Below are 18,962 nucleotides of genomic sequence, written 5' to 3' on the forward strand. Positions count from 1 at the left end.
ATTTAAGCCAGTGTCGTTCGAACGCCGGCGTATGTCTCTCGTGCTCCCCAGCGAACTCGTCGTCGATCGATTTCTCCCGACGGTGCGGGCGATGCTCGCCGCAGAACTCGCCGAGCGCGGGATGACCCAACAGGAAATCGCCGCGAACCTCGGCGTCACCCAAGCCGCAGTCAGCAAGTACGTAAGCGGCGAGAGCGGCGGCGACGACCGTTTTCGTGACGACCCGGATACCGTCGCCACGGTCGAGCGCATCGCCGACGGCCTCGCGAGCGGCGGGATGGACGGCTACGACGCCCTCGCCGAACTCCTCTCGCTCGTCCGCAGTCTCGAGGACCGGGGTCCGATCTGTGAACTCCACGAGGAGGAAATGCCCGCGCTCCGGGGCCTCGGCTGCGATCTCTGCGTTCGCGGCCTCGATCCGGATATCAGCGCCGAGCGGGACGTGCTCGCGACCGTCCGAACGGCCGCCCGAACGCTCGCCGCGACGCCGGGAATGGTCGACTCCATTCCGAACGTCGGCACGAACGTCGGGATGGCGCTTCCGGACGCGCGCGATGAAACCGATGTCGCCGCCATCCCCGGCCGTATCCACGCCATGGGCGGGCGCATCGAAATCCCGGCACATCCCGAGTTCGGCGCGTCGAAACACGTCGCGACGGCTATCCTCGCCGCAGGCGCGATCGATCCGGCCGTTCGCGGCGCGATCAACATCGCGACGGACGATGCGATCCTCGAGGCCGCCCGAGCCATGGGGCTCGATCCGCTCGAGTTCAGCGCGGACTACGAGGACCGTGGCGAGCACCTCCGAACGCGGTTCGAGGAGCGGGGCGCGGTGCCGCGAGTCGCCTACCACAGCGGCGCGTTCGGCATCGAACCGGCGACGTACGTGTTCGGTGACAGCGCCGACGATGCGGCCGCCCTGATCGGGGAACTGCTCGACGCTGCGATGGCGTAACGGACGGGCGAATACCGCTGTGTCTCTGCCGTGACCGCTGTGCCTCGGGACGCGCTCCCGAACGGAACGAGCGAAATAAGCGAAATAGTCGACCCGCAACTGTTACAGATGGTTTCGATGCGTGCGACCGTTCTACTGACCCGATAGTAAGGACCGCTGTCCGAATAGTTGCCTCCGGACACGAGGATGGATTTCGTTATTACGATTCAACACGCGGCGAACGTCCACTTCTTCAAGCACGCCATCGCTGAACTCGAGGCTGCAGGGCACAACGTGTACGTGTTCGCTCGCGAGAAGGGGGTTACGGGAGAACTGCTCGACGCGTACGACATCGATCACGAACTCCTCTGTGACGAACCGAGCGGCTGGCTCGAATTGGGCGTGACGCAACTGTACTACGAGGCGCGACTGCTGCGGCGAGCGCACGCGATCGACCCGGACTACATCATCACCAGTCACGGCATCGCCGCCACTCACGTCGCGACGCTGGTCGGTGCGGAGAGCCACGTCTACATCGACACCGAAACGGCGATCAACGGCGGCAATCGGCTCACGATCCCGTTCACCGACGCGCTCTACACGCCGAACAGTTTCCGCGAATCCTACGGCGACGCACACGTCGACTATCCCGGCTACCACGAACTGGCCTACCTGCATCCCGACCGATTCGAACCGGACCCGGACCTGCTACGGCGGTACGGCGTCGACCCGCACGAGCAATACGCCGTCCTGCGCGTCGGCGCGTGGAACGGCAACCACGACATCGGCAAAGCGGGCATCTCGACCGTGGGCCGACGCACGATCATCGACGAACTCGCCGCCGCCGGTCGCGTCTACGTCTCCGACGAAGGCGACGGCCCGATCCCGAGCGGGGCCGACCCGCTTCCCGTCCCACCGGAAGCCTTCCACCATCTACTCGCGTTCGCCGACCTCGTCGTCGGCGAAGTCGCGACGACGACGCTCGAGGCCGGCCTCCTCGGGACGCCGACCGTCCGCATCAGTCCGTTCGCAGGGTCGACCGAGATGGGCAAGTTCCGCGAACTCGAAGCGTACGGCCTCGTTCGCTCCTTCCACACCGATTCCGAACGGGAAGCAATCGACGAACTGAAACGGCTCGTTCGCGATCCACACACCGCAACAATCTGGGCAAATAGACGAGCAGCACTGCTCGAAACGAAGGTCGACGTGACTCAGTACATCCTCAGCCAACTACTCGAGGACGTTCCCGAACCGACGCCGACCGGCCGAGATCCGGATTCGAACCTGACCGTTCCGAACTCCTCCGGCCCCGGTCCGGGCTCGACCCCTAAACCAGGGCTGTCGCTTTCGAAGCCGACTCCGCGTCCGAACTCGAATCGGAACCGGCACCAGAATCAAAACCAAAATCAAAACCAAAACCAAATCCACACCCAGAACCGAAACCGGCGACGCTAACAGAGACTCCACAACACCCACCGCATGACCCGAATCCTGAGTCTCACGACGACCGCCTGGCGCAGTTTCTACCAGAGTCAGATGGCAGCCCTCGAGCACGCAGACATCGAGTTCACGACTCTCCCCGTCCCGGGCGAACACCGCGCGCTCGAAGACGATGTCCAGCGGCGCACGCCCGCCGACTACGTCAGATACCTCCCGCAGGTGCTCCGCGAGGCCCGCGGCGAGTACGACGTCGTTCACGCTAACTACGGACTGACGGCACCCTTCGCTGTTGCAGCCTCGATGCTGCCGACCATCGATCTGCCGGTCGTCTGCACGCTTTGGGGTGGCGAGTATCGCAACAACCAGTTCGAACCGCTGATCAGACGCGCCACGGCGCACGCCGACCGCGTCATCGTCCCCTCGAAGGCGATGGCCGACCGCGTCGACCGCCCCTGCGACGTGATCCCGTTCCCAGTCGACACGGATCTTTTCCGACCGATTCCGACGGCGACCGCTCGCGAACACGTTGGCTGGGACTCCACGGAAACCAACGCCGAAACTGAAGCCAAACCCAAAGCCGAAACCAACACTCAAACTCAACCCCAAACCGAACGGGAACGAATCGTCCTCTTTCCGTACGCGCCCTCGCGCGACGAGAAGAACTATCCCCTGGCGAAACGCGTGGTCGACGATCTCCGCGATGAACTCGACTATCCAATCAGCCTTCGCACCGTCGCCAACCAGCCGTACGAGGAGATGCCCTACTACCTGAACGCCGCCGACGCCGTCCTGCTCACGTCGCGCTTCGAGAGCGGGCCGATGACGATCAAGGAAGCAACCGCCTGCAATACCCCCGTCGTCTCGCGCGACGTTGGCTTCGCTCGCGAAGTACTCACAGACGTGCCGAACGCAGCCGTCGCCTCCGACGACGCCGCCCTCCGAACGCACCTGGCAGCCCTCCTCGAAACCGGCGAGTCAGCCGACGGCCGCGCGGCGTTTACGGACTACACCGTCGAGACGATGGGATCTCGACTCCGAACCGTCTACGCGCAGTGTCTTCGCGAGACGGAGGCCGCCCAGTAGCCGAGCTGAACTCTTGGAATCTCGGCGCTATCACAGGCACGCGACCACCTGTCGGCTCAGTGGCCGTAATCGGCAGTTGTGGCGGTCGGAGCGCGCTCAGAAAAGCACGATCGCCAGCCCGCGATAGACCAGTCCCAGCGCGAAGACCGCGATTAACCCCGCCGTTGCGAACACGACGGCCGGTGAAAGCCGCTCTTCTTCCGCGGTAAACAGCCAGTCTGACATCTGTATACCTGAACTCGTCGGGGGTCACACCTAACTTCTTCGCTCGAAGACTGACACTCGACGCGACTCGCGTGAGAAACGAGGAAACTGAGACGGAACAGTTCGATTCGAAAACCGAATCTAGACGCCGCTTTCGAAGTCCTCGAGCGAGTAGGATGGCTCGGCACCGCGGCGGTCGAGGACCTCGTTTGCGAGCAACCAGTAGACGACCGAAAGGGCCTTTCGACCCTTGTTGTTCGTCGGGACGACGAGGTCGACGTTGCTGACTTGGTTGTTCGAGTCACACATCGCGATGACCGGGATGCCGACCGTGATGGCCTCCTTGACGGCCTGGGCGTCGCCGATCGGGTCCGTGACGACGACAACGTCGGGTTCGATGTAGCCGTCGTACTTCGGATTCGTCAGCGTGCCCGGGATGAAGCGACCGGTACGAGCACGAGCGCCAACGGCTTCGGCGAACTTCTCCGCCGGGAATCGCCCGTACTGGCGACTCGACGTGACCAGAATCTGCTCCGGGTTGTAGTTCGAGAGGAAGTCCGCAGCCGTGCGGATACGGCTGTCGGTCTTCGAAACGTCGAGGACGTAGAGTCCGTCGGTCCGGACGCGGTGGATGAACCGCTCCATGTCGTTGGTCTTTTGCTGGGTCCCGATGTGGACGCCAGCGCCGAGGTAGTCCTCGACGGGGATGAGCAGGTCGGCCTCCTCGTCGGACATCACGTCGTCGTCGAGGGTCGGGCCGGAAGCTTCCTCCTCGTCGGTTGGTTCTGCCGCGCCCTCGGCCTCGTCGGCCTCGGCGGTGGCGGACTGTTCGTCAACTGGCTCGACCTCCTCGTCGGGATCTGCGGCGGGGCCAGCGCCCTCGGCTGGCTCCTCCTCGATCTCCTCTTCGGCAGCGTCGAGCCCTTCCTGGGTCGTATCGTTATCTGTCATGTCGCGTCGTCTGCGATTCTGATGAGCTCGTTGAGCTTTGCGGTTCGCTCGCCGCCGACGGCACCCGTCTTGATGAACGGAGCGTCGGTCGCGACGGCGAGGTGTGCGATGGTCGCGTCTTCCGTTTCGCCCGAGCGGTGTGAGACGACCGAATCGTAGCCGTTTGCGGTCGCGAGTTCAATCGCGTCGAAGGCGTCGGTCAGCGTGCCGATCTGGTTCGGCTTGATCAGGATGCTGTTGGCTGCGCCCTGTTCGATTCCCTCGCGGAGACGCTTCGTGTTGGTGACGAACAGATCGTCGCCGCAGATCAGCGTTCGGTCGCCGACTCGGTCAGTCAGGTCGGCGAACGCCTCGTAGTCGTCCTCGTCGAGCGGGTCCTCGACGTACACGAGGTCGTACTCCTCGACGAGGTCGGCGATGTACGCGATCTGCTCGTCCGTATCGCGCGTGGTATCGCTGTACTCGTAGGTTTCGGAGTCGGCGTCGTACAGCTCTGCGCCGGCGACGTCGAGCCCGAAGCCGATTTCGAAACCGACCTCGTCTTCGACGGCCGAGACTGCTTCGTCGACGATTTCGAACGCCTCCTCGTCGTCGATCGAGGGGGCCCATGCGCCTTCGTCGCCCTTGCCGCAGGGATGGTCGCGTTCTGCGAGTAGGTCGGCAATAGCGGCGTGGACGGCTGCGTTCGCGAAGACGGCGTCTTCGACGCTCGGTGCGCCGACGGGTGCCGCGAGGAACTCCTGGATGTCCGTTGCGTCGGCGGCGTGTTCGCCACCGCCGACGACGTTGCCGAGCGGAATCGGGAAGTTCTGGCCGCGGAAGGTGCCGCCCAGATGCTGGAACAGCGGTGCACCGAGCACGTCGGCCCCGGCTTTCGCGGCAGCCATCGAGATGGCAACGGCGCTGTTCGCGCCGAGTTTCGAGAAGTCGTCAGTGCCATCTGCGGCGTGCAACAGTGCATCGACCTCGCGCTGGTTGCCGGCGTACGCCTCTCCCACTAGCCGCGGAACGGCGTGTTCACGGGCGGCGGCGATTGCCTCGCCGGGCGGTCGCTCGACGGCTTCGTACTCGCCGGTACTGGCACCGCTTGGTGCTGCAGCGCGACCGAATCCACCGCTCTCGGTGAGCACGTCTGCCTCGACCGTTGGATTGCCCCGCGAGTCGAGTACGCGTCGCAGTCGTACGTCGGTGATGAGCGTCATTGTTTACTCGCCTCGCTTGACGGTAAACGGCAAGACACCGGCATCGTACTCCTCCGCGGCGATCAGGATCGGCTCGGTCTGCTCGGTCTCGATCAACACCGGCGCGCCGTAGGAGACCTGCAGCGCTCGCGCACCGAGGATACGGGCTTTCTCGTAACGATTGTGGTGCTGTTGCATGGTTACTGATAGGGGGAGACGACGTCAACCAGGTCGGTGTGACTGACGAGCATCCGCCGACAGCAGTAGCGGTCGACACCGAGTTCGTCGAGGACCTTCTCGGGGTCCTCGTCGCCCTCGTTTGCTCGTTCGTCGAACTCCTCCCAGTGTTCGCCGACGACCGTGCCACAGGTGAAACACCGAACCGGTACCATCATGCTTGAATCACCTTAGCGGTAGGACTTCTGGTAGCGCGCCCGAGCGCCCGGGCCGCCCCACTTCTTTGGTTCGGACTGTCGAACGTCGTTGACCAGCAGCGAGCGATCGAACTCCATGAACGCGTCGCGGAGTTCGGCGTCGTTCGTGTGCTGGACGATGCCGCGTGCGATGGCGGTGCGGACGGCGTCTGCCTGGCCGCTGATACCGCCACCCTCGACGTGGACTTCGATGTCCACGCCGTCACGCAGGTCGTCGCCTGCGATGCGGAACGGCTCTATCATTTTGAGCCGGGACATCTCGGGTTCGACCAGTTCGACTGGCTTCGAGTTGATTCGGACGCGACCCTCGCCCTCGCGAACGGTTGCGCGGGCGACGGCCGTCTTCTTCTTGCCACTCGTGTTGGTTACCATGTAACGTTAGCACCGAGTTGGTCTGAGACTTCGCCCAGGTGGACGAAGCGAATGTTCGAAAGTCGATCCAGCGACGTCCCCTCGAGGATCTCGGCCTCGAGTTCGTCATCGTCTTCGTAGGGGTTGCCGACGTAGACGCGGACATTGTCGAGCGCCTCGCGGCCGCGGGGCTTCTTGTACGGAAGCATGCCGCGAACGGAGCGCTTGAAGATCGTGTCCGGCCGTTTCGGGTAGTACGGCCCGCTGTCTGAGCTGAGCTGGAGACGCTTGCGGTAGGTGCCGAAGATGTCTTCCTTGTCGCCGGTGATGACGGCGTCTTCGGCGTTGACGATTGCGACGCGGTCGCCGTCCAGGGCGCGCTGGGCGACCTGGCTGGCGATACGACCGAGAATACAGTCGCGGGCGTCGACGACGACGTCTGCATCGAACTCTGCGATACTTGCACTCATCGAATCACCCGTACGTCGGAGCCGTCTGGGTTTTCTTCGAGCACGTGCTCGAGCGGTACTGATTCGCCGACCTGTTCGATCTTCGTCTCTGCTGACGAGGAGAAATCGACGGCAGCGACGGTCACGTTCTTCTGTAGTGCGCCCGATCCCAGCACCTTGCCAGGAACGACGACAGTCTCTTCTTCGCGTGCGTATCGTTCGATACGGCCCAGGTTTACCTCTGCGTGGGTGCGCCGGGGCTTTTCGAGACGATCCGCAATGTCCTGCCAGACGTCGGCGTCCGTTTCGCGGGACGTCGACTTCAGCTCGGCGATAAGATCGTTGAGCCTCGGATTGGTCTTGCTACTCATTGGTTTCCTCCAAATCTGCGAGATCGACACAGAAGCTGTGTCGAGTGGAATCGAGTTCCGATACGAAAGGTCGTCGACCGAAATGGCGATAGCGACGATTGCGATTGCAACCGCCAACACACCGGTCGACGGACGAGAACTGATGCAGGGAGCAGGATTTGAACCTGCGGACTCCTACGAGACAGCGCCCTGAACGCTGCGCCGTTGGCCTGACTTGGCTATCCCTGCTCGCACTCTCGTCTATCCGTCGCCCCTTCAAACCCCTTTCGATTCCAGCTTGAATACGTGAGCCGGTGCCAGTCTCGTCGCTCGCGGCGCTGGCAGCCGGTCCGCGTTCGTATCGGTTGGATCGGGGGCGTCGGATCATTTGCTCTATAGCTGTACTGCGTCTTCGAGTTCAATCGCGCGAGATTCGATGGTCTCGGCGGCGCGGGTGACCAGGTCTTCGACCGTGAACGAGCCGTCGGTCTCGACGTGGAAGACGAAGGCGTTCGGCACGTCCTCGACGGTCACGTCCTTGCCCGGGTAGCGGTTCGAGAGGTCGTGGTCGAACTCGCTCGTGGGAACGAGTTCGCCGTCGTCCTCGATCACGCCGCGGACGATCCGGCTCTCGGGGTCTTCGAACTCGGGGAGATCCTCGACGGCGGCGACACGCTGCAGGTGGCGGTAGCCGACTGCGACGCCACCCTGGTGTTTGGCGTGATCCTTGCCGCGGTCGAGGACGGCGTCTGCCTCGGCCTCGAGACGCTGATCGTCTTTGAGGTCGATGATCGGCACGTTCTCGTCTGCGGGCTGGACGAGTTCGTCGCTCGAAATGAGATCGCCCGAGTAGGCGGTCGCTGGCCCTTCGACGTCGATCGAGAGCGTGACGGTATCGTCCTCACCGAACTCGCCTTCGGGTGGGGTCGTCAGCGGGACGAGCCCGAGCCGAAGTGCGAGTTGCTCGTCGAACATGACTGACGAGTTCTCGACGAACCGAACGGTGTCGATCGCCATCGTCGGCACGTCGGCGAGCATCGCGCGACGGATGCCGTTGGCGAACGCGGGCGTGATGCCGCGGACGAGGAACCGGGCGTCTCGGTCCTCGCGTTCGACGAACTCGACGTCGTACGCTACACTCATGGTCTAGTAGCCGCCCTTGCCTTTTGGTGCGCGCGATCCGTCGTGTGGGATCGGCGTGACGTCCTCGATGCGCCCGATCTCGATGCCCGAGCGGGCGAGCGCACGGATCGTCGCCTGTGCGCCGGGACCGGGGGACTTCTGGAGATTGCCGCCGGGGCCGCGAACGCGAACGTGCAGGCCCGTGATGCCGGCAGCCTTGACTTCCTCGGCGACGGATTCGGCCATCTGCATCGCGGCGTAGGGCGAGGCCTCGTCGCGGTTTTGCTTGACGGCCGTCCCGCCGGAGGACTTGGTGATGGTCTCCGAGCCCGTGAGGTCCGTCACGGTCATGATGGTGTTGTTAAACGATGCGTGCACGTGGGCTACGCCCCACTTTTCGTCGTCCTGACTCATGTTACTGACCCTCCGCCCGCTCCGGGTGGAGTTCGTCCGCGAGTGGACTGTTCTCGTCGAATGCGACGAGGTCTTCCTCGTCGACGTCGACGACGTACGATGGGATTCGCTGGCGCTGGTCCCCGACGACGACGTGGCCGTGGGAGACGAACTGCCGCGCCTGCTGGGTCGTGTTTGCGAGCCCCTTGCGGTAGACGACCGTCTGGAGGCGACGTTCGAGGACGTCCTCGATTTCGAGCGAGAGGACGTCACCGAGTTCGTCCGCCTCGTCCAGAATGCCGACGCGTTTGAGCCGTCCGAGGAATTCATCGGAGCGACGGATAACGGCTTCGTCGCCCTGGGCCTGGCCGAGCAGGTCGCGGGCCTCGCGCCGGTAGGAGCGAAGCTGGGACTGCGCGCGCCAGAGTTCCTCTTTGTTTTTCAGGCCGTAGCGGTCGAGCAGGGAGTGTTCGGTGGTGATGCGTTCACCCTGGTAGGGGTGATTCGGCGTCTCGTACTGCTTGGTGTCGGTGCCGAGTGGCATTAGTCCTCACCCTCCTCTTCGGCGGCTTCTTCGGCTGCTTCTTCGCGGATCTCTTCGACGTTGACTCCGATGGTGCCCTCCGTTCGACCGGTGGACTTGGTACGCTGACCGCGAACCTTCTGGCCGCGCTTGTGGCGCGTGCCTTTGTAGGAGTCGATCATCTTCATCCGGTTGATGTCGTGTTGACGACTCAGTTGGAGATCGTTGCCGATCTCGTGGGTCGTTTCGCCGGTGTAGAAGTCGTGCTGGCGGTTGTTGAGCCAGTCGGGGACTTCGTCGGCGTAGTTCTCTACGAGTGAAACGACCTCGTCGATGACGTCGTCGTCGAGTCGGCCGAACGTTGCCGTTCGATCGACGCCCGCTTTTTCGGCGATGAGTCGGGCGGTTCGGCGACCGATCCCGTTCATCTCCGAGAGCGAGCGCTCGACGGACTTCGTCCCGTCAAGGTCGGTTTGACCGATACGGACGAAGTACTGAAGGTCTTCGTCCTCTTGCTCTTGGGGTTCTTCCGCGCTCATATGTCGTGTATCTGTGTCTGGTCTGCAACGGTGCAATCAACTGGCGAAGGGGTGCCAGTCTCGGGTATCCGACGTCGTGGCGGGGATTTGAACCCCGGAGGCTTGACGCCACATGGTTAGCAACCATGCGCCTTGGGCCGCTTGGCTACCACGACACCGTGTATCTATCATCGCCCGTTTGGACTCGGGGACTGCTCCCCTACACGTATCGCAATCGAACGTACCCCCGTCTGGTACTTAAGGGCAACGAAAGGCACCAGCAACCACTCGGTTACGCAGGCGAGTTCGTCCCGCGTCATCCGCACGATGCCATTCTATCGGGGCCCGACTGCCCTGTGAATCGATCCCGCGGTCGATGGACCCACTTATTACTGATGCGACACAACGTCCCCGAAACTGGTGTCCCGAAACGACCTCCTCGTCCGAGTCGCCGCCGCACTCGGCGGTATCGTCGCGATCGCACTCGCAGCGGCGACGATCGATACGCCGATCGATACCGGCGGCTCGGGCGGCAGCTCCGCCGGAAGCGGTGCCGGAACCGGCACCGAGGGTATCGTCGACCAACCGGGTTCCCCGAACGATGTCTCGGGTGGTGGCGTTCCGCCGTTTCTCGAGTACCTCTTCTACGCGCTCCTCATCATCGTCGTGATCGCACTCGTCTGGTATCTCCTCGCTAACCGACGCGAGGCCGTCTCGTTGATCGCCGTCGCCCTCCTCGCCGCACTCGGCGGAATTCTCCTCTTCTCCTTCCTCGAGTTCGATATGGCGAGCGGTCCCGCCGAAATGCTGAATCGGAGCGCCGGCTCGGGGTCCCCCGCCGCTCCGGGAAGCGGTGACGGCGAGGCCACCGACGCGTTCCCGACCAATCCGTTGTTCGCCGCGCTTGCTATCATTACGACGATTTTCGTCGGCGGCGTGTTGCTCTCCCGCGGATCCGGGACGGACGACGGCACGGCAACGACCACCACGCAGGACGAGGATGCGACCCGAGGCGCGGACGCCGCTGCGGTCGGTACCGCCGCCGGCCGCGCCGCCGACCGGATCGACGAGTCGACCGACCTCGACAACGAAATCTACCGCGCCTGGCGCGAGATGACCCGACCGCTCGACGTCGACCGCCCCGACTCGAGCACGCCGCGCGAGTTCGCAAGCGCCGCCGTCGACGCCGGCCTGACTCGCGAACACGTCGACGAACTCACCCGGCTCTTCGAGGACGTCCGATACGGCTCGACGGAGTCGACGCCTGAACTCGAAGAGCGGGCGGTCACGATCCTTCGACGGATCGAACGCGAATACGGCGACATGGCGGAGCCGGCAGCCGCCGATTCGGAGCGGTCGGCAGAGACGGACGCCGAGCACTCGGGCGCTGCCGGACAGCGCCGAACGGACCAGACAGGGCAGTCCGACCGCTCCGAGCGACCGAACGGCGGTGAGAACCGGTGACCGTTCGACGGCTACCGCTCCTGCTCGGCTTTCTTGCACTCGGGTGCGGTCTCGCCGTCGCAACCGGGAGTCTCGAACTCAGCCTCACCGACAGCGCGATCGGTATTGTCGCGCTGATCGCAGTTCTGGTTGGTCTGCGATCACTCGGGCGACGGTCCAGCCGGCGCGAGCGGCCGAATAGCGCCGAGGCAGCGCCCGAACGACGAATCAGCGTTCCCGTCCCCGGTCAGTCCCTCTCGAGTTCAGTCGCCGACTTTCGGCAAGCGACCGCCGAGTATACGACTCGTGGGCGGCGGACGATCGACGGCTTACGGGCGGCGGCCGTAGCCGTCCTCACGCGATTCGAAGGCGATACCGTGGCGGATGCGACCGACCGCATCGAAGCGGGGACCTGGACCGACGATCCGATCGCCGCCGCGTTCCTCTCGGACTCGGTCGACCGGCCGAAACGGTCGCTTCGAGCGCGCCTGCAGCGCATCACCGACCGGGAAACCGCCTTCCAGCGGGGCGTTCGTCACACCGCTGCCGCGATCGCGTCGGTTGGCTACGATCGAGGAACGGCCGAGGCCGGAACTGCGGGGAAAGCCGAATCCGGGTCCGACGTCCCATCTTCATCTCCAGTCTCAGGAACGAGTTCCGGCGAGACCAGTTCGCTCCCGGAATACGACTACCAGCGCGGAACGACCGGTGACTCGACGCCAACCCCGCGCCGGACGACGACGGAATCCGTCGACGGCGTTCAAGACGCTCGGACCAGATCGACCGACTACTGGCTCGGCATCGGCGTCGTCGCTCTCCTCGCCGTCGGTATCGGCGCGCTCGTCGAGTCGGCCGGCGTCGTCCTCATCGGCGTCATCGGCATCGGCTACGCCGGCTTCGCCCGGGCGCTCGAGCCGCCCGAACTCGAACTCGAACTCGAGCGCACGGTCGAAGACGACGCGCCCGACCCCGGCGACGACGTCGACGTTACCGTCACGCTCACGAATACGAGTTCGGGCTTCGTCTCGGACCTTCGGTTCGTCGACGGCATTCCGGCGGGTCTCGCCGTGACGGACGGTTCGAGCCGACTCGGGACTGCACTTCGGCCGGGCGAGTCGGTCTCGCTCGAGTATACGGTGACCGTCCAGCGTGGGAACCACCAGTTCGACCCCGCGCTCGCCATCGTGCGCGACCTCTCTCGCTCGACGGAGCGCGAGTACCTCGTCGGCACGGAGACGACCGTCACCTGCGAACCCGAACTCCGTCCGACGGCCGCGCCGGTTCCGCTTCGGACGACTGCAGCCGCCTTCGCCGGTCGGCTGACGACGTCGGAAGGCGGAACGGGGACGACCTTCCACTCCGTCCGGGAGTATCGGCCGAACGACTCGCTCTCCCGCATCGACTGGAACCGCCGCGCGAAGACGGGTGAACTCGCGACGCTCCAGTTCCACGAGGAGCGGGCCGCTCGCGTCGTCGTCCTCGTCGATGCGCGGCGACAGTCGTATCTCGCCCCGGCACCGGATCGGGCGCACGCGGTCGATCAATCGGTAACCGCGGCGGGTCGGATCGCCGCTTCGCTCCTCGATGCGGGCGATACCGTCGGGCTCGCCGGACTCGGTCCGACCGATCGCGAACAGGGGAGTTCGAGAACCGGGCGACGACGGACGGAGCCGTGCTGGCTCGCGCCGGCGTCCGGTCGTGACCATGAGATCCAGTTTCAGGAGTTGCTCGCGACGCATCCGCAGTTCGAGACGCTCCCGCCGGACCAAAACAGTCGCTGGTTCTCACAGTTTCGGACGATTCAGCGCCGGCTCTCGGCCGAAACGCAGATCGTCCTCCTCTCGCCGCTGTGCGATCCGATGGCGGCCGATATCGCCCGGCGACTCGACGCCGGCGGCCACGCCGTGACGGTCGTGAGCCCGGACCCGACCGCGGAACGAACGGTCGGCCATCGTCTCGCGGCCGTCGCCCGACGCGTTCGTCGATTCGATCTCGAACAGGCGGGGATTTCGGTCGTCGACTGGGGGCCCGACGAATCGATCGATGCGGTCTTCGCGCGCCACGCTGCGGGTGGTTCTCGATGACGCCGCCACCGGACCAGCGCGGTCGGAGACGGGAGCGACACGCCGACAGGGGGACCGGGAGTCCCCGCGCGGAAGCGGAGCCACAGTCACGGCCACGGCACCGAGCGACAGCGGGTCCCGGCGAGCGCGAGCAGGCTTCGGACCGGGATCAAGACCGGAACCGGGCCGAGTCGCGGGACTACGACCCCGATGGAGCGGCCGGTCCCGTCACCCTCACGCGCAAACCAACGCTGTTCTCGAGCGGGTGTGCGCTCGCCGCCGCACTCGTCACCACAGCCATGGCCGCACTCGCATCCGGAATCACCACCCCGGGCGTCGGCGTCACCGCACTCGGTGTCGCCGTTCTCGCCGCCGGACTGTACTGGGCACACCCACGAACGATCGACATCGGTGCACTCGTCCTCCTCGTCGGCCTCATCGTTGCCGGCGCCCGATCACCCGCCGTCGAACCCCTCGTCGTCGGCACGGTCACGACCGTTCTCGCCTGGGATCTCGGTCACAGCGGGCTCACACTCGGTACCCAACTCGGCCGCGACACCCGGACCATCCGTCTTGAACTCGTCCAGCTCGGATCGAGCCTGCTGGTCGGACTGCTGTCGGGAACCATCGGCTACGCAGTGTACACCGCCGGGACGGGCAACCTGCCAGCCTCGGCGATCGTCCTGCTGTTGGTCGCAGTCACGCTCATTATCGTTAGTCTCGGGACGAAGCGATCCCGGAGTCCCGATCGGAAACGAAAGCGATAGCGGCCACCGCGATAGGCGGTAGCCACGCCGGACGAATCGGGATGTGAGAGAACAGAGATATTCCGGCGGCAGAGACGAGTTCAGTGTCACTGTCAGTACCACGGCCACACCGCTCCGCTACAGTGTGGCGATCAGATGCCGGCGTAGCCCTCGATGTACTCGTCGTTGACTTCCCACTCGCCGTCGCCGTTTTGCACCATGTACTCGCCGTAGTAGGGGACGCGGTTCGCGACGGTTTCGCGGAACGTCTCGCGGATTTCCGGTTTCGTCATCTCGCCCATCGACCGGAGATCGTCGTTTCGGTTGAGACAGCCCTTGAGATAGCCTTCGTGGGTAACGCGGACGCGATGGCAGTTCGCACAGAAGGTCGGATTCTCGACGGGATCGACGATTTCGACCATGCCGCGGCCGGATTCGGGAGCCTCGTCGTGACTCACCCAGTAGCGCTTTCGATCGTGCATCTCCCGATGTTCGATCTCGACGGCTTGCTCGGCGAGCCAGTCGTGAACGCGCTGGATGTCGATGTTCCACTCGGGTCGACCGGTCAACTCGGGCATGTACTCGATCAACTGGAGTTGCAGGCCGTCGTTTCGCGCGACGTGATCGACCATCTCCGGCACGTAACCCGCCGTCTGCTCGAAGACGACCATGTTGAGCTTGACCGGGTCCAGCCCCGCATCGAGCGCTGCCTCGACCCCTTCGAGCACTCGTTCGTAGGCCCCGCTCTGGGTCACGGCCGCGAAATCCTCGGGATCGAGCGCATCCTGCGAGACGTTGACGCGATCGAGCCCCGCGTCGACGAGTTCATCGGCGCGGTCGGGGAGGAACGTTCCGTTGGTCGTCAGCGAGACCTCCATCTGGGCGGGCGTGCGCTCGATGATTTCCGCAAGGTCCTGTCGGAGCATCGGCTCGCCGCCGGTGAACTTGACCGCATCGACGTCGAACTCGGCGGCGACCTCGAGAAAGCGAACGACGTCGTCCGTCTCCATCTCGTCGTCCTGCGGGTCCATCGGCCCCCGGGTGTCGCCGAGACCCTCGTTGTGACAGTAGACGCAGTCGAAGTTACACCGATCGGTGAGCGAGACGCGGACCCCGGTCACCTCGCGCCCGAACTCGTCGGTGAGCATATCTTCGTGTTGTGGTCGAATCCGCTTAAACGCGCCGGGTATTTCCGCATCCAGTAACTGATTTCGATTACCCGTACTTTCCTGTCACAGAACTGTTTTGTTGCCGTCGATTTTAACTACGTTCCGTCTAACCGTGCGGATAGTGACCAATGGACAGTAATATTTCCGACGAGTCCCGAGACGCCGATTCGACGGCCACGTCGGCCGCTACGCGACCGACCGAAGACGACCGCGGGGAGGAGTCCGGCGGCGGATTCGAGGGCCCTGCCGCGCCGGTCATTCGCCGGGCCGGTTATCAGCAACTGTTCGATGGAACCGGCATTCCCACGTTCATTCTGGACGCCGAGGGAACGGTCGTCGAGTGGAACGCGGCGCTGGCCGAGTTGACCGGCGTCGAACGAGCCGATGCGCTCGGCCACGACTACGCGTCGGAACTGTTCTACCCGGACGGCCGCCGGGCGGATACGCTCGCGGACAAGGTGGTACAGGCCCCCGAGCGGGCCCACGAACGGTTCGGCGTCGAACTGCGCGACCCCGAGCAACGCCGGTACGGCGACACCAGCACCATGGTCGACCGCCACGGCGACGAGAAACACATCGACTTCTCGGCGACACCGCTGTACGGCACCGCCGGGGGACGTGACGGCGACCTTCTCGGCGTTATCGAAGTCGTCGTCGACCGAACCGACATCGTCGCCGAGCGCGACGCCACGACGGCGCTCGTCCGCGAACTCCAGACGACCGCAACCGAAATCAGCCACGGCGACCTCACCGCCCGCGCACGGCGACTCGACTCGTTCCAGTTGCTCGATTCCGAACTCGTGGCCGTCGTCGACGACCTCAACGAGATGGCCGCCAGCCTCGAAACGCTCACCGGCCGCGTGAGCGAACAGGCGACCGAGATGCAAGCCGCCGTCGACGACGCGAGCGCGGCCGCCGACGACATCGCGGACAACGTCGCCGAACAGCATCGCCTACTCGAGGACTCCGCGAGCGAGATGCAGACGTTCGCGGCCGGCATGGAGGAAGTCGCCGCCCAGTCCGAAGAGGTCGACACCGCCGCTCAGGCCGCCAAAGACGCCGTCGAACACGGCCTCGATGCCGGCGCGGATGCACGCGAGGCGACCGAGGACGTCGTCGAAATCGGCGACGAACTCGCCGCAAACATCGACGAACTCACGGCCAAGATGGACGACATCGGCTCCGTCGTCGAGGTCATCTCGGACGTCGCCGACGAGACGAACCTCCTCGCGCTCAACGCCAACATCGAAGCCGCACGCGCCGGCGACAGCGGCGACGGATTCGCCGTCGTCGCGGACCACGTCAAAACCCTCGCCAACGAGACGCAGGACCACACCGAGGCGATCACGGCGAACCTCGACGAGTTGCAGGCCCAGTTCGCCGAGACGACCGACGCCGTCTCCCGCTCCCACGACCGGATCGACCACGCCGAAACCCAGATCGACGCCGTCATCACCGAACTCGAGGCAATCGCCGACTCCGTCGACGAGGCCGCCCACGGTATCTCGGAGGTCGCCCGCGTGATCGACGACCAGACGGCCAGCGTCGAAGAACTCACCTCGACGATCGAGACGGTCCGGGACCGTTCGGAGCGAAGCGAGACGGCGACGGAGCGGATCGTCGAAGCGACGACCCAGCAGGAGCAGACGATCGATCACCTCGTCCGACGAGTCGACGAGTTACAGACCGACGACTAACGCGACCGTCGTTTTCAGGGCCACCGGCGGACGGTCGTGATGACTCGTCTCCCTCTACGCCGTCGGCCGAGATCCCTGCCACCCGAAAAACCCTGCCGGCCGAAAACCTACACCACCCCCGCACGAACACCGACCATGGACGACGACATGCTCTCCGACCAGCGCGAACTCGTCGATCGCATCGAAGCCGCCGGCTGGGACGTGACCGATCTCGAACTCTCCGCCTATGACAGCCCCTGGTCCGACGAGGACGACCCCGAGGCGACGGTGACGATCACCGCCCGCAAGCCGTACGATAACGAGACCGCAGAGACGAGCGGAGATACCGGCGAGGACGGAGACGACGAGAACCCGTTCCGACTGAAATAGGTTTCTCGAACTCCGGTCGAAGTCGGTGACTACCCCTTGATGTTACACACCGGGAACGTTCGCGCCACCTTGTCGCCGATTCCCAACGCGTCCGAGACGCGAACGACCTCATCGACGTCCTTGTACACGCCGGGTGCCTCCTCGGCGACCGTCGCGCCGGACTGGGCCTTCACGTAAATCTGTTGCTGTTCCTCGAGTTCATCCTGCACGTCGCCGCCCCAGAACTCGTTTTTGGCCCGGGTGCGACTCATCAGCCGTCCCGCACCGTGGGCCGTCGAACCGAAGGTGAGGTCCATCGAGTGCTCGCCGCCTCGCAGGACGTAGCTGCCGGCTCCCATGCTGCCGGGGATGATGACGGGCTGACCGACATCGCGATACGCGGCGGGCACTTCGGGGTGGCCGGCGGGGAACGCCCGCGTGGCACCCTTGCGGTGGACGTAGAGGTCGCGTTCGTCCCCCGCCACGGTGTGCGTTTCCTTCTTCGCGATGTTGTGGGCCACGTCGTACAGCAGGTGCATGTCCATGGCCTCCCACGAGCGGTCGAAGACGCGCTCGAAGACCCGCCGCGTGCGGTGCATGATGAGTTGGCGGTTGACCCACGCGAAGTTGATCGCGGCGTTCATCGCGCCGTAGTAGTCTTCGGCGAGTTGGGAGCCGGCGGGCGCGGCCGCGAGTTCTTTGTCCGGCAACTGGTTCAGCAGTCCCTGGTGTTGTTGTTCGATCTTCCGCAGGTAATCGTTGCAGGTCTGGTGGCCCAGGCCGCGGGAGCCACAGTGGATCAGGACGACGATCTGGTCCGCTTCGAGGCCGTAAGCCTCACCCACCTCGTCGTCGAAGATATCTGTGACGCGCTGGACCTCGAGGAAGTGGTTGCCCGAGCCGAGCGAACCGATCTGGTTCTTCCCGCGGTCTTTGGCCTTCTGACTCACCTTCTCTGGGTTCGCGCCCTCCCGCATTCCCTCGTCCTCGCAGTGTAGCAGATCGTCCTCGACGGCGTGACCGTTCTCGAGCGCCCAGTCGACGCCGCGGGCGAGGATTTCGTCGACGGTGTCGACGCCGGCTTCGACGACGCCGCCGCCGCCGAGCCCCGACGGGATGTTCGCAAAGAGGGAGTCGACGAGTTCTTCTTCCCGTCCCTGAAGTTCGTCGTAGGTCAGATTCGTCCGCATCATCCTGACGCCGCAATTAATGTCGTAGCCGACCGCTCCCGGCGAAATGCAGCCGTTCTCGGCGTCGAGTGCACCGACCCCGCCGACCGGGAACCCGTAACCCTGGTGACCGTCGGGCATACAGATCGCGTAGTTCGTGATCCCCGGCAGGTGGGTCGTGTTCGTGATCTGCTCGAGCGTCTTATCCTCCCGGATCTCCTCGAGGAGGGTTTCGCTCGCGAGCACTCTCGCGGGTGCGCGCATATCTCCCTCTTGTGGGATCTCCCAGACGAACTCGCGCACCTGCTCGAGCGTGATGTCGCCGGCCTCGAACGTGGGATTGCTCATACGCGAAGTCGGACCCCGACGATGAAAGGTGTTCGTCTCTCGAGTT

At 64.7% G+C, this 18,962-nt stretch carries 22 protein-coding genes and 2 tRNA genes; 8 read left to right on the forward strand and 16 right to left on the reverse strand.

From position 1 onward, the window contains the following. Positions 1 to 31 precede the first annotated feature (31 nt). The 3 genes from C481_RS06575 (at position 32) to C481_RS06585 (ending at position 3,457) form a co-directional block, all read left to right on the forward strand. On the forward strand, positions 32 to 955 hold the full coding sequence (locus C481_RS06575) for a thiamine-phosphate synthase family protein (RefSeq protein ID WP_006108375.1): 924 nt from the start codon (positions 32 to 34) through the stop codon (positions 953 to 955). Positions 956 to 1,141: 186 nt separating this feature from the next. Beyond that, positions 1,142 to 2,389: a DUF354 domain-containing protein gene (locus tag C481_RS06580; RefSeq protein WP_006108376.1), complete on the forward strand. Its 1,248-nt coding sequence runs from the start codon at positions 1,142 to 1,144 to the stop codon at positions 2,387 to 2,389. A gap of 24 nt (positions 2,390 to 2,413) precedes the next feature. Next, positions 2,414 to 3,457, forward strand: coding sequence for a glycosyltransferase (locus tag C481_RS06585; protein WP_006108377.1), 1,044 nt, complete (start codon positions 2,414 to 2,416; stop codon positions 3,455 to 3,457). Positions 3,458 to 3,553: 96 nt separating this feature from the next. Here C481_RS06585 and C481_RS22925 read toward each other — a convergent pair whose 3' ends face one another. From C481_RS22925 to C481_RS06650, 14 genes are all read right to left on the reverse strand, one after another. Then, entirely contained in the window at positions 3,554 to 3,682 is a 129-nt protein-coding gene (locus C481_RS22925; protein WP_006108378.1) for a hypothetical protein, read from the reverse strand. A 120-nt stretch (positions 3,683 to 3,802) separates the two neighbouring features. Then, on the reverse strand, positions 3,803 to 4,612 hold the full coding sequence (gene rpsB, locus C481_RS06590) for a 30S ribosomal protein S2 (RefSeq protein ID WP_006108379.1): 810 nt from the start codon (positions 4,610 to 4,612) through the stop codon (positions 3,803 to 3,805). Continuing rightward, the gene (eno, locus tag C481_RS06595) at positions 4,609 to 5,814 is read right to left on the reverse strand and encodes a phosphopyruvate hydratase (protein WP_006108380.1); all 1,206 of its coding nucleotides are present in this window, start codon (positions 5,812 to 5,814) and stop codon (positions 4,609 to 4,611) included. Before eno ends, rpsB begins: the two co-directional genes overlap by 4 nt. Positions 5,815 to 5,817: 3 nt before the next feature. Further along, on the reverse strand, positions 5,818 to 5,991 hold the full coding sequence (locus C481_RS06600) for a DNA-directed RNA polymerase subunit K (RefSeq protein WP_006108381.1): 174 nt from the start codon (positions 5,989 to 5,991) through the stop codon (positions 5,818 to 5,820). 2 nt (positions 5,992 to 5,993) lie between these two features. Then, a complete protein-coding gene (locus C481_RS06605) occupies positions 5,994 to 6,188 on the reverse strand; it encodes a DNA-directed RNA polymerase subunit N (protein WP_004213962.1) in 195 nt (64 codons plus the stop codon). A 12-nt stretch (positions 6,189 to 6,200) separates the two neighbouring features. Then, a complete protein-coding gene (locus C481_RS06610; RefSeq protein ID WP_006108382.1) occupies positions 6,201 to 6,599 on the reverse strand; it encodes a 30S ribosomal protein S9 in 399 nt (132 codons plus the stop codon). Further along, positions 6,593 to 7,048 (reverse strand): 50S ribosomal protein L13, encoded by a 456-nt coding sequence (locus C481_RS06615; RefSeq protein WP_006108383.1) that lies wholly within the window; start codon positions 7,046 to 7,048, stop codon positions 6,593 to 6,595. The genes C481_RS06610 and C481_RS06615 overlap by 7 nt, the downstream gene beginning before the upstream one ends. Then, positions 7,045 to 7,398: a 50S ribosomal protein L18e gene (locus C481_RS06620; RefSeq protein WP_006108384.1), complete on the reverse strand. Its 354-nt coding sequence runs from the start codon at positions 7,396 to 7,398 to the stop codon at positions 7,045 to 7,047. Before C481_RS06620 ends, C481_RS06615 begins: the two co-directional genes overlap by 4 nt. A 143-nt stretch (positions 7,399 to 7,541) precedes the next feature. Further along, positions 7,542 to 7,626 (reverse strand) — tRNA-Leu (locus C481_RS06625). A gap of 144 nt (positions 7,627 to 7,770) precedes the next feature. Continuing rightward, positions 7,771 to 8,520: a DNA-directed RNA polymerase subunit D gene (locus C481_RS06630; RefSeq protein WP_006108385.1), complete on the reverse strand. Its 750-nt coding sequence runs from the start codon at positions 8,518 to 8,520 to the stop codon at positions 7,771 to 7,773. A gap of 3 nt (positions 8,521 to 8,523) precedes the next feature. Continuing rightward, entirely contained in the window at positions 8,524 to 8,913 is a 390-nt protein-coding gene (locus C481_RS06635; protein WP_004213955.1) for a 30S ribosomal protein S11, read from the reverse strand. Position 8,914: 1 nt separating this feature from the next. Next, complete coding sequence (locus C481_RS06640; RefSeq protein WP_006108386.1) at positions 8,915 to 9,436, reverse strand: 30S ribosomal protein S4; 522 nt, start codon at positions 9,434 to 9,436, stop codon at positions 8,915 to 8,917. Beyond that, positions 9,436 to 9,954 (reverse strand): 30S ribosomal protein S13, encoded by a 519-nt coding sequence (locus tag C481_RS06645; protein ID WP_006108387.1) that lies wholly within the window; start codon positions 9,952 to 9,954, stop codon positions 9,436 to 9,438. The genes C481_RS06640 and C481_RS06645 overlap by 1 nt, the downstream gene beginning before the upstream one ends. Positions 9,955 to 10,026: 72 nt before the next feature. Then, a tRNA-Ser gene (locus C481_RS06650) sits at positions 10,027 to 10,109 on the reverse strand. A gap of 244 nt (positions 10,110 to 10,353) precedes the next feature. On the opposite strand from C481_RS06650, the gene C481_RS06655 reads away from it, so the two are divergent. The 3 genes from C481_RS06655 to C481_RS06665 are packed head-to-tail and all read left to right on the forward strand — an operon-like array spanning position 10,354 to position 14,206. Further along, entirely contained in the window at positions 10,354 to 11,397 is a 1,044-nt protein-coding gene (locus tag C481_RS06655; protein WP_006108388.1) for a DUF4129 domain-containing protein, read from the forward strand. After that, entirely contained in the window at positions 11,394 to 13,460 is a 2,067-nt protein-coding gene (locus tag C481_RS06660; RefSeq protein WP_006108389.1) for a DUF58 domain-containing protein, read from the forward strand. The genes C481_RS06655 and C481_RS06660 overlap by 4 nt, the downstream gene beginning before the upstream one ends. Continuing rightward, positions 13,457 to 14,206, forward strand: a complete 750-nt coding sequence (locus C481_RS06665; protein ID WP_006108390.1) for a DUF7519 family protein — start codon at positions 13,457 to 13,459, stop codon at positions 14,204 to 14,206. Before C481_RS06660 ends, C481_RS06665 begins: the two co-directional genes overlap by 4 nt. 131 nt (positions 14,207 to 14,337) lie before the next feature. Here the strand turns inward: C481_RS06665 and moaA are convergent, their stop codons facing one another. Further along, positions 14,338 to 15,333: a GTP 3',8-cyclase MoaA gene (gene moaA / locus C481_RS06670; RefSeq protein ID WP_006108391.1), complete on the reverse strand. Its 996-nt coding sequence runs from the start codon at positions 15,331 to 15,333 to the stop codon at positions 14,338 to 14,340. A gap of 149 nt (positions 15,334 to 15,482) precedes the next feature. On the opposite strand from moaA, the gene C481_RS06675 reads away from it, so the two are divergent. Together C481_RS06675 and C481_RS06680 are read left to right on the forward strand one after the other, a co-directional pair. Beyond that, a complete protein-coding gene (locus C481_RS06675; RefSeq protein WP_006108392.1) occupies positions 15,483 to 17,051 on the forward strand; it encodes a methyl-accepting chemotaxis protein in 1,569 nt (522 codons plus the stop codon). 135 nt (positions 17,052 to 17,186) lie between these two features. Continuing rightward, complete coding sequence (locus C481_RS06680; protein WP_006108393.1) at positions 17,187 to 17,420, forward strand: hypothetical protein; 234 nt, start codon at positions 17,187 to 17,189, stop codon at positions 17,418 to 17,420. A 29-nt stretch (positions 17,421 to 17,449) separates the two neighbouring features. On the opposite strand, the gene C481_RS06685 is transcribed toward C481_RS06680, so the two are convergent. Further along, positions 17,450 to 18,916, reverse strand: coding sequence for an RtcB family protein (locus tag C481_RS06685; protein WP_006108394.1), 1,467 nt, complete (start codon positions 18,914 to 18,916; stop codon positions 17,450 to 17,452). Positions 18,917 to 18,962: the final 46 nt, after the last annotated feature.

The sequence above is a fragment of the Natrialba asiatica DSM 12278 genome (genome assembly GCF_000337555.1).
GTDB classification, from domain to species: Archaea; Halobacteriota; Halobacteria; order Halobacteriales; family Natrialbaceae; genus Natrialba; species Natrialba asiatica.

Coding starts and splice junctions, on each gene's coding strand:
- C481_RS22925 (WP_006108378.1), bottom strand. CDS start 3,682: ATGTCAGACTGGCTGTTTACCGCGGAAGAAGAGCGGCTTTCACCGGCC.
- C481_RS06630 (WP_006108385.1), bottom strand. CDS start 8,520: ATGAGTGTAGCGTACGACGTCGAGTTCGTCGAACGCGAGGACCGAGAC.
- C481_RS06615 (WP_006108383.1), bottom strand. CDS start 7,048: ATGAGTGCAAGTATCGCAGAGTTCGATGCAGACGTCGTCGTCGACGCC.
- rpsB (WP_006108379.1), bottom strand. CDS start 4,612: ATGACAGATAACGATACGACCCAGGAAGGGCTCGACGCTGCCGAAGAG.
- C481_RS06685 (WP_006108394.1), bottom strand. CDS start 18,916: ATGAGCAATCCCACGTTCGAGGCCGGCGACATCACGCTCGAGCAGGTG.
- C481_RS06640 (WP_006108386.1), bottom strand. CDS start 9,436: ATGCCACTCGGCACCGACACCAAGCAGTACGAGACGCCGAATCACCCC.
- eno (WP_006108380.1), bottom strand. CDS start 5,814: ATGACGCTCATCACCGACGTACGACTGCGACGCGTACTCGACTCGCGG.
- C481_RS06610 (WP_006108382.1), bottom strand. CDS start 6,599: ATGGTAACCAACACGAGTGGCAAGAAGAAGACGGCCGTCGCCCGCGCA.
- C481_RS06680 (WP_006108393.1), top strand. CDS start 17,187: ATGGACGACGACATGCTCTCCGACCAGCGCGAACTCGTCGATCGCATC.
- C481_RS06635 (WP_004213955.1), bottom strand. CDS start 8,913: ATGAGTCAGGACGACGAAAAGTGGGGCGTAGCCCACGTGCACGCATCG.
- C481_RS06620 (WP_006108384.1), bottom strand. CDS start 7,398: ATGAGTAGCAAGACCAATCCGAGGCTCAACGATCTTATCGCCGAGCTG.
- C481_RS06585 (WP_006108377.1), top strand. CDS start 2,414: ATGACCCGAATCCTGAGTCTCACGACGACCGCCTGGCGCAGTTTCTAC.
- C481_RS06665 (WP_006108390.1), top strand. CDS start 13,457: ATGACGCCGCCACCGGACCAGCGCGGTCGGAGACGGGAGCGACACGCC.
- C481_RS06600 (WP_006108381.1), bottom strand. CDS start 5,991: ATGCAACAGCACCACAATCGTTACGAGAAAGCCCGTATCCTCGGTGCG.
- C481_RS06645 (WP_006108387.1), bottom strand. CDS start 9,954: ATGAGCGCGGAAGAACCCCAAGAGCAAGAGGACGAAGACCTTCAGTAC.
- C481_RS06575 (WP_006108375.1), top strand. CDS start 32: ATGTCTCTCGTGCTCCCCAGCGAACTCGTCGTCGATCGATTTCTCCCG.
- C481_RS06580 (WP_006108376.1), top strand. CDS start 1,142: ATGGATTTCGTTATTACGATTCAACACGCGGCGAACGTCCACTTCTTC.
- C481_RS06675 (WP_006108392.1), top strand. CDS start 15,483: ATGGACAGTAATATTTCCGACGAGTCCCGAGACGCCGATTCGACGGCC.
- C481_RS06605 (WP_004213962.1), bottom strand. CDS start 6,188: ATGATGGTACCGGTTCGGTGTTTCACCTGTGGCACGGTCGTCGGCGAA.
- moaA (WP_006108391.1), bottom strand. CDS start 15,333: ATGCTCACCGACGAGTTCGGGCGCGAGGTGACCGGGGTCCGCGTCTCG.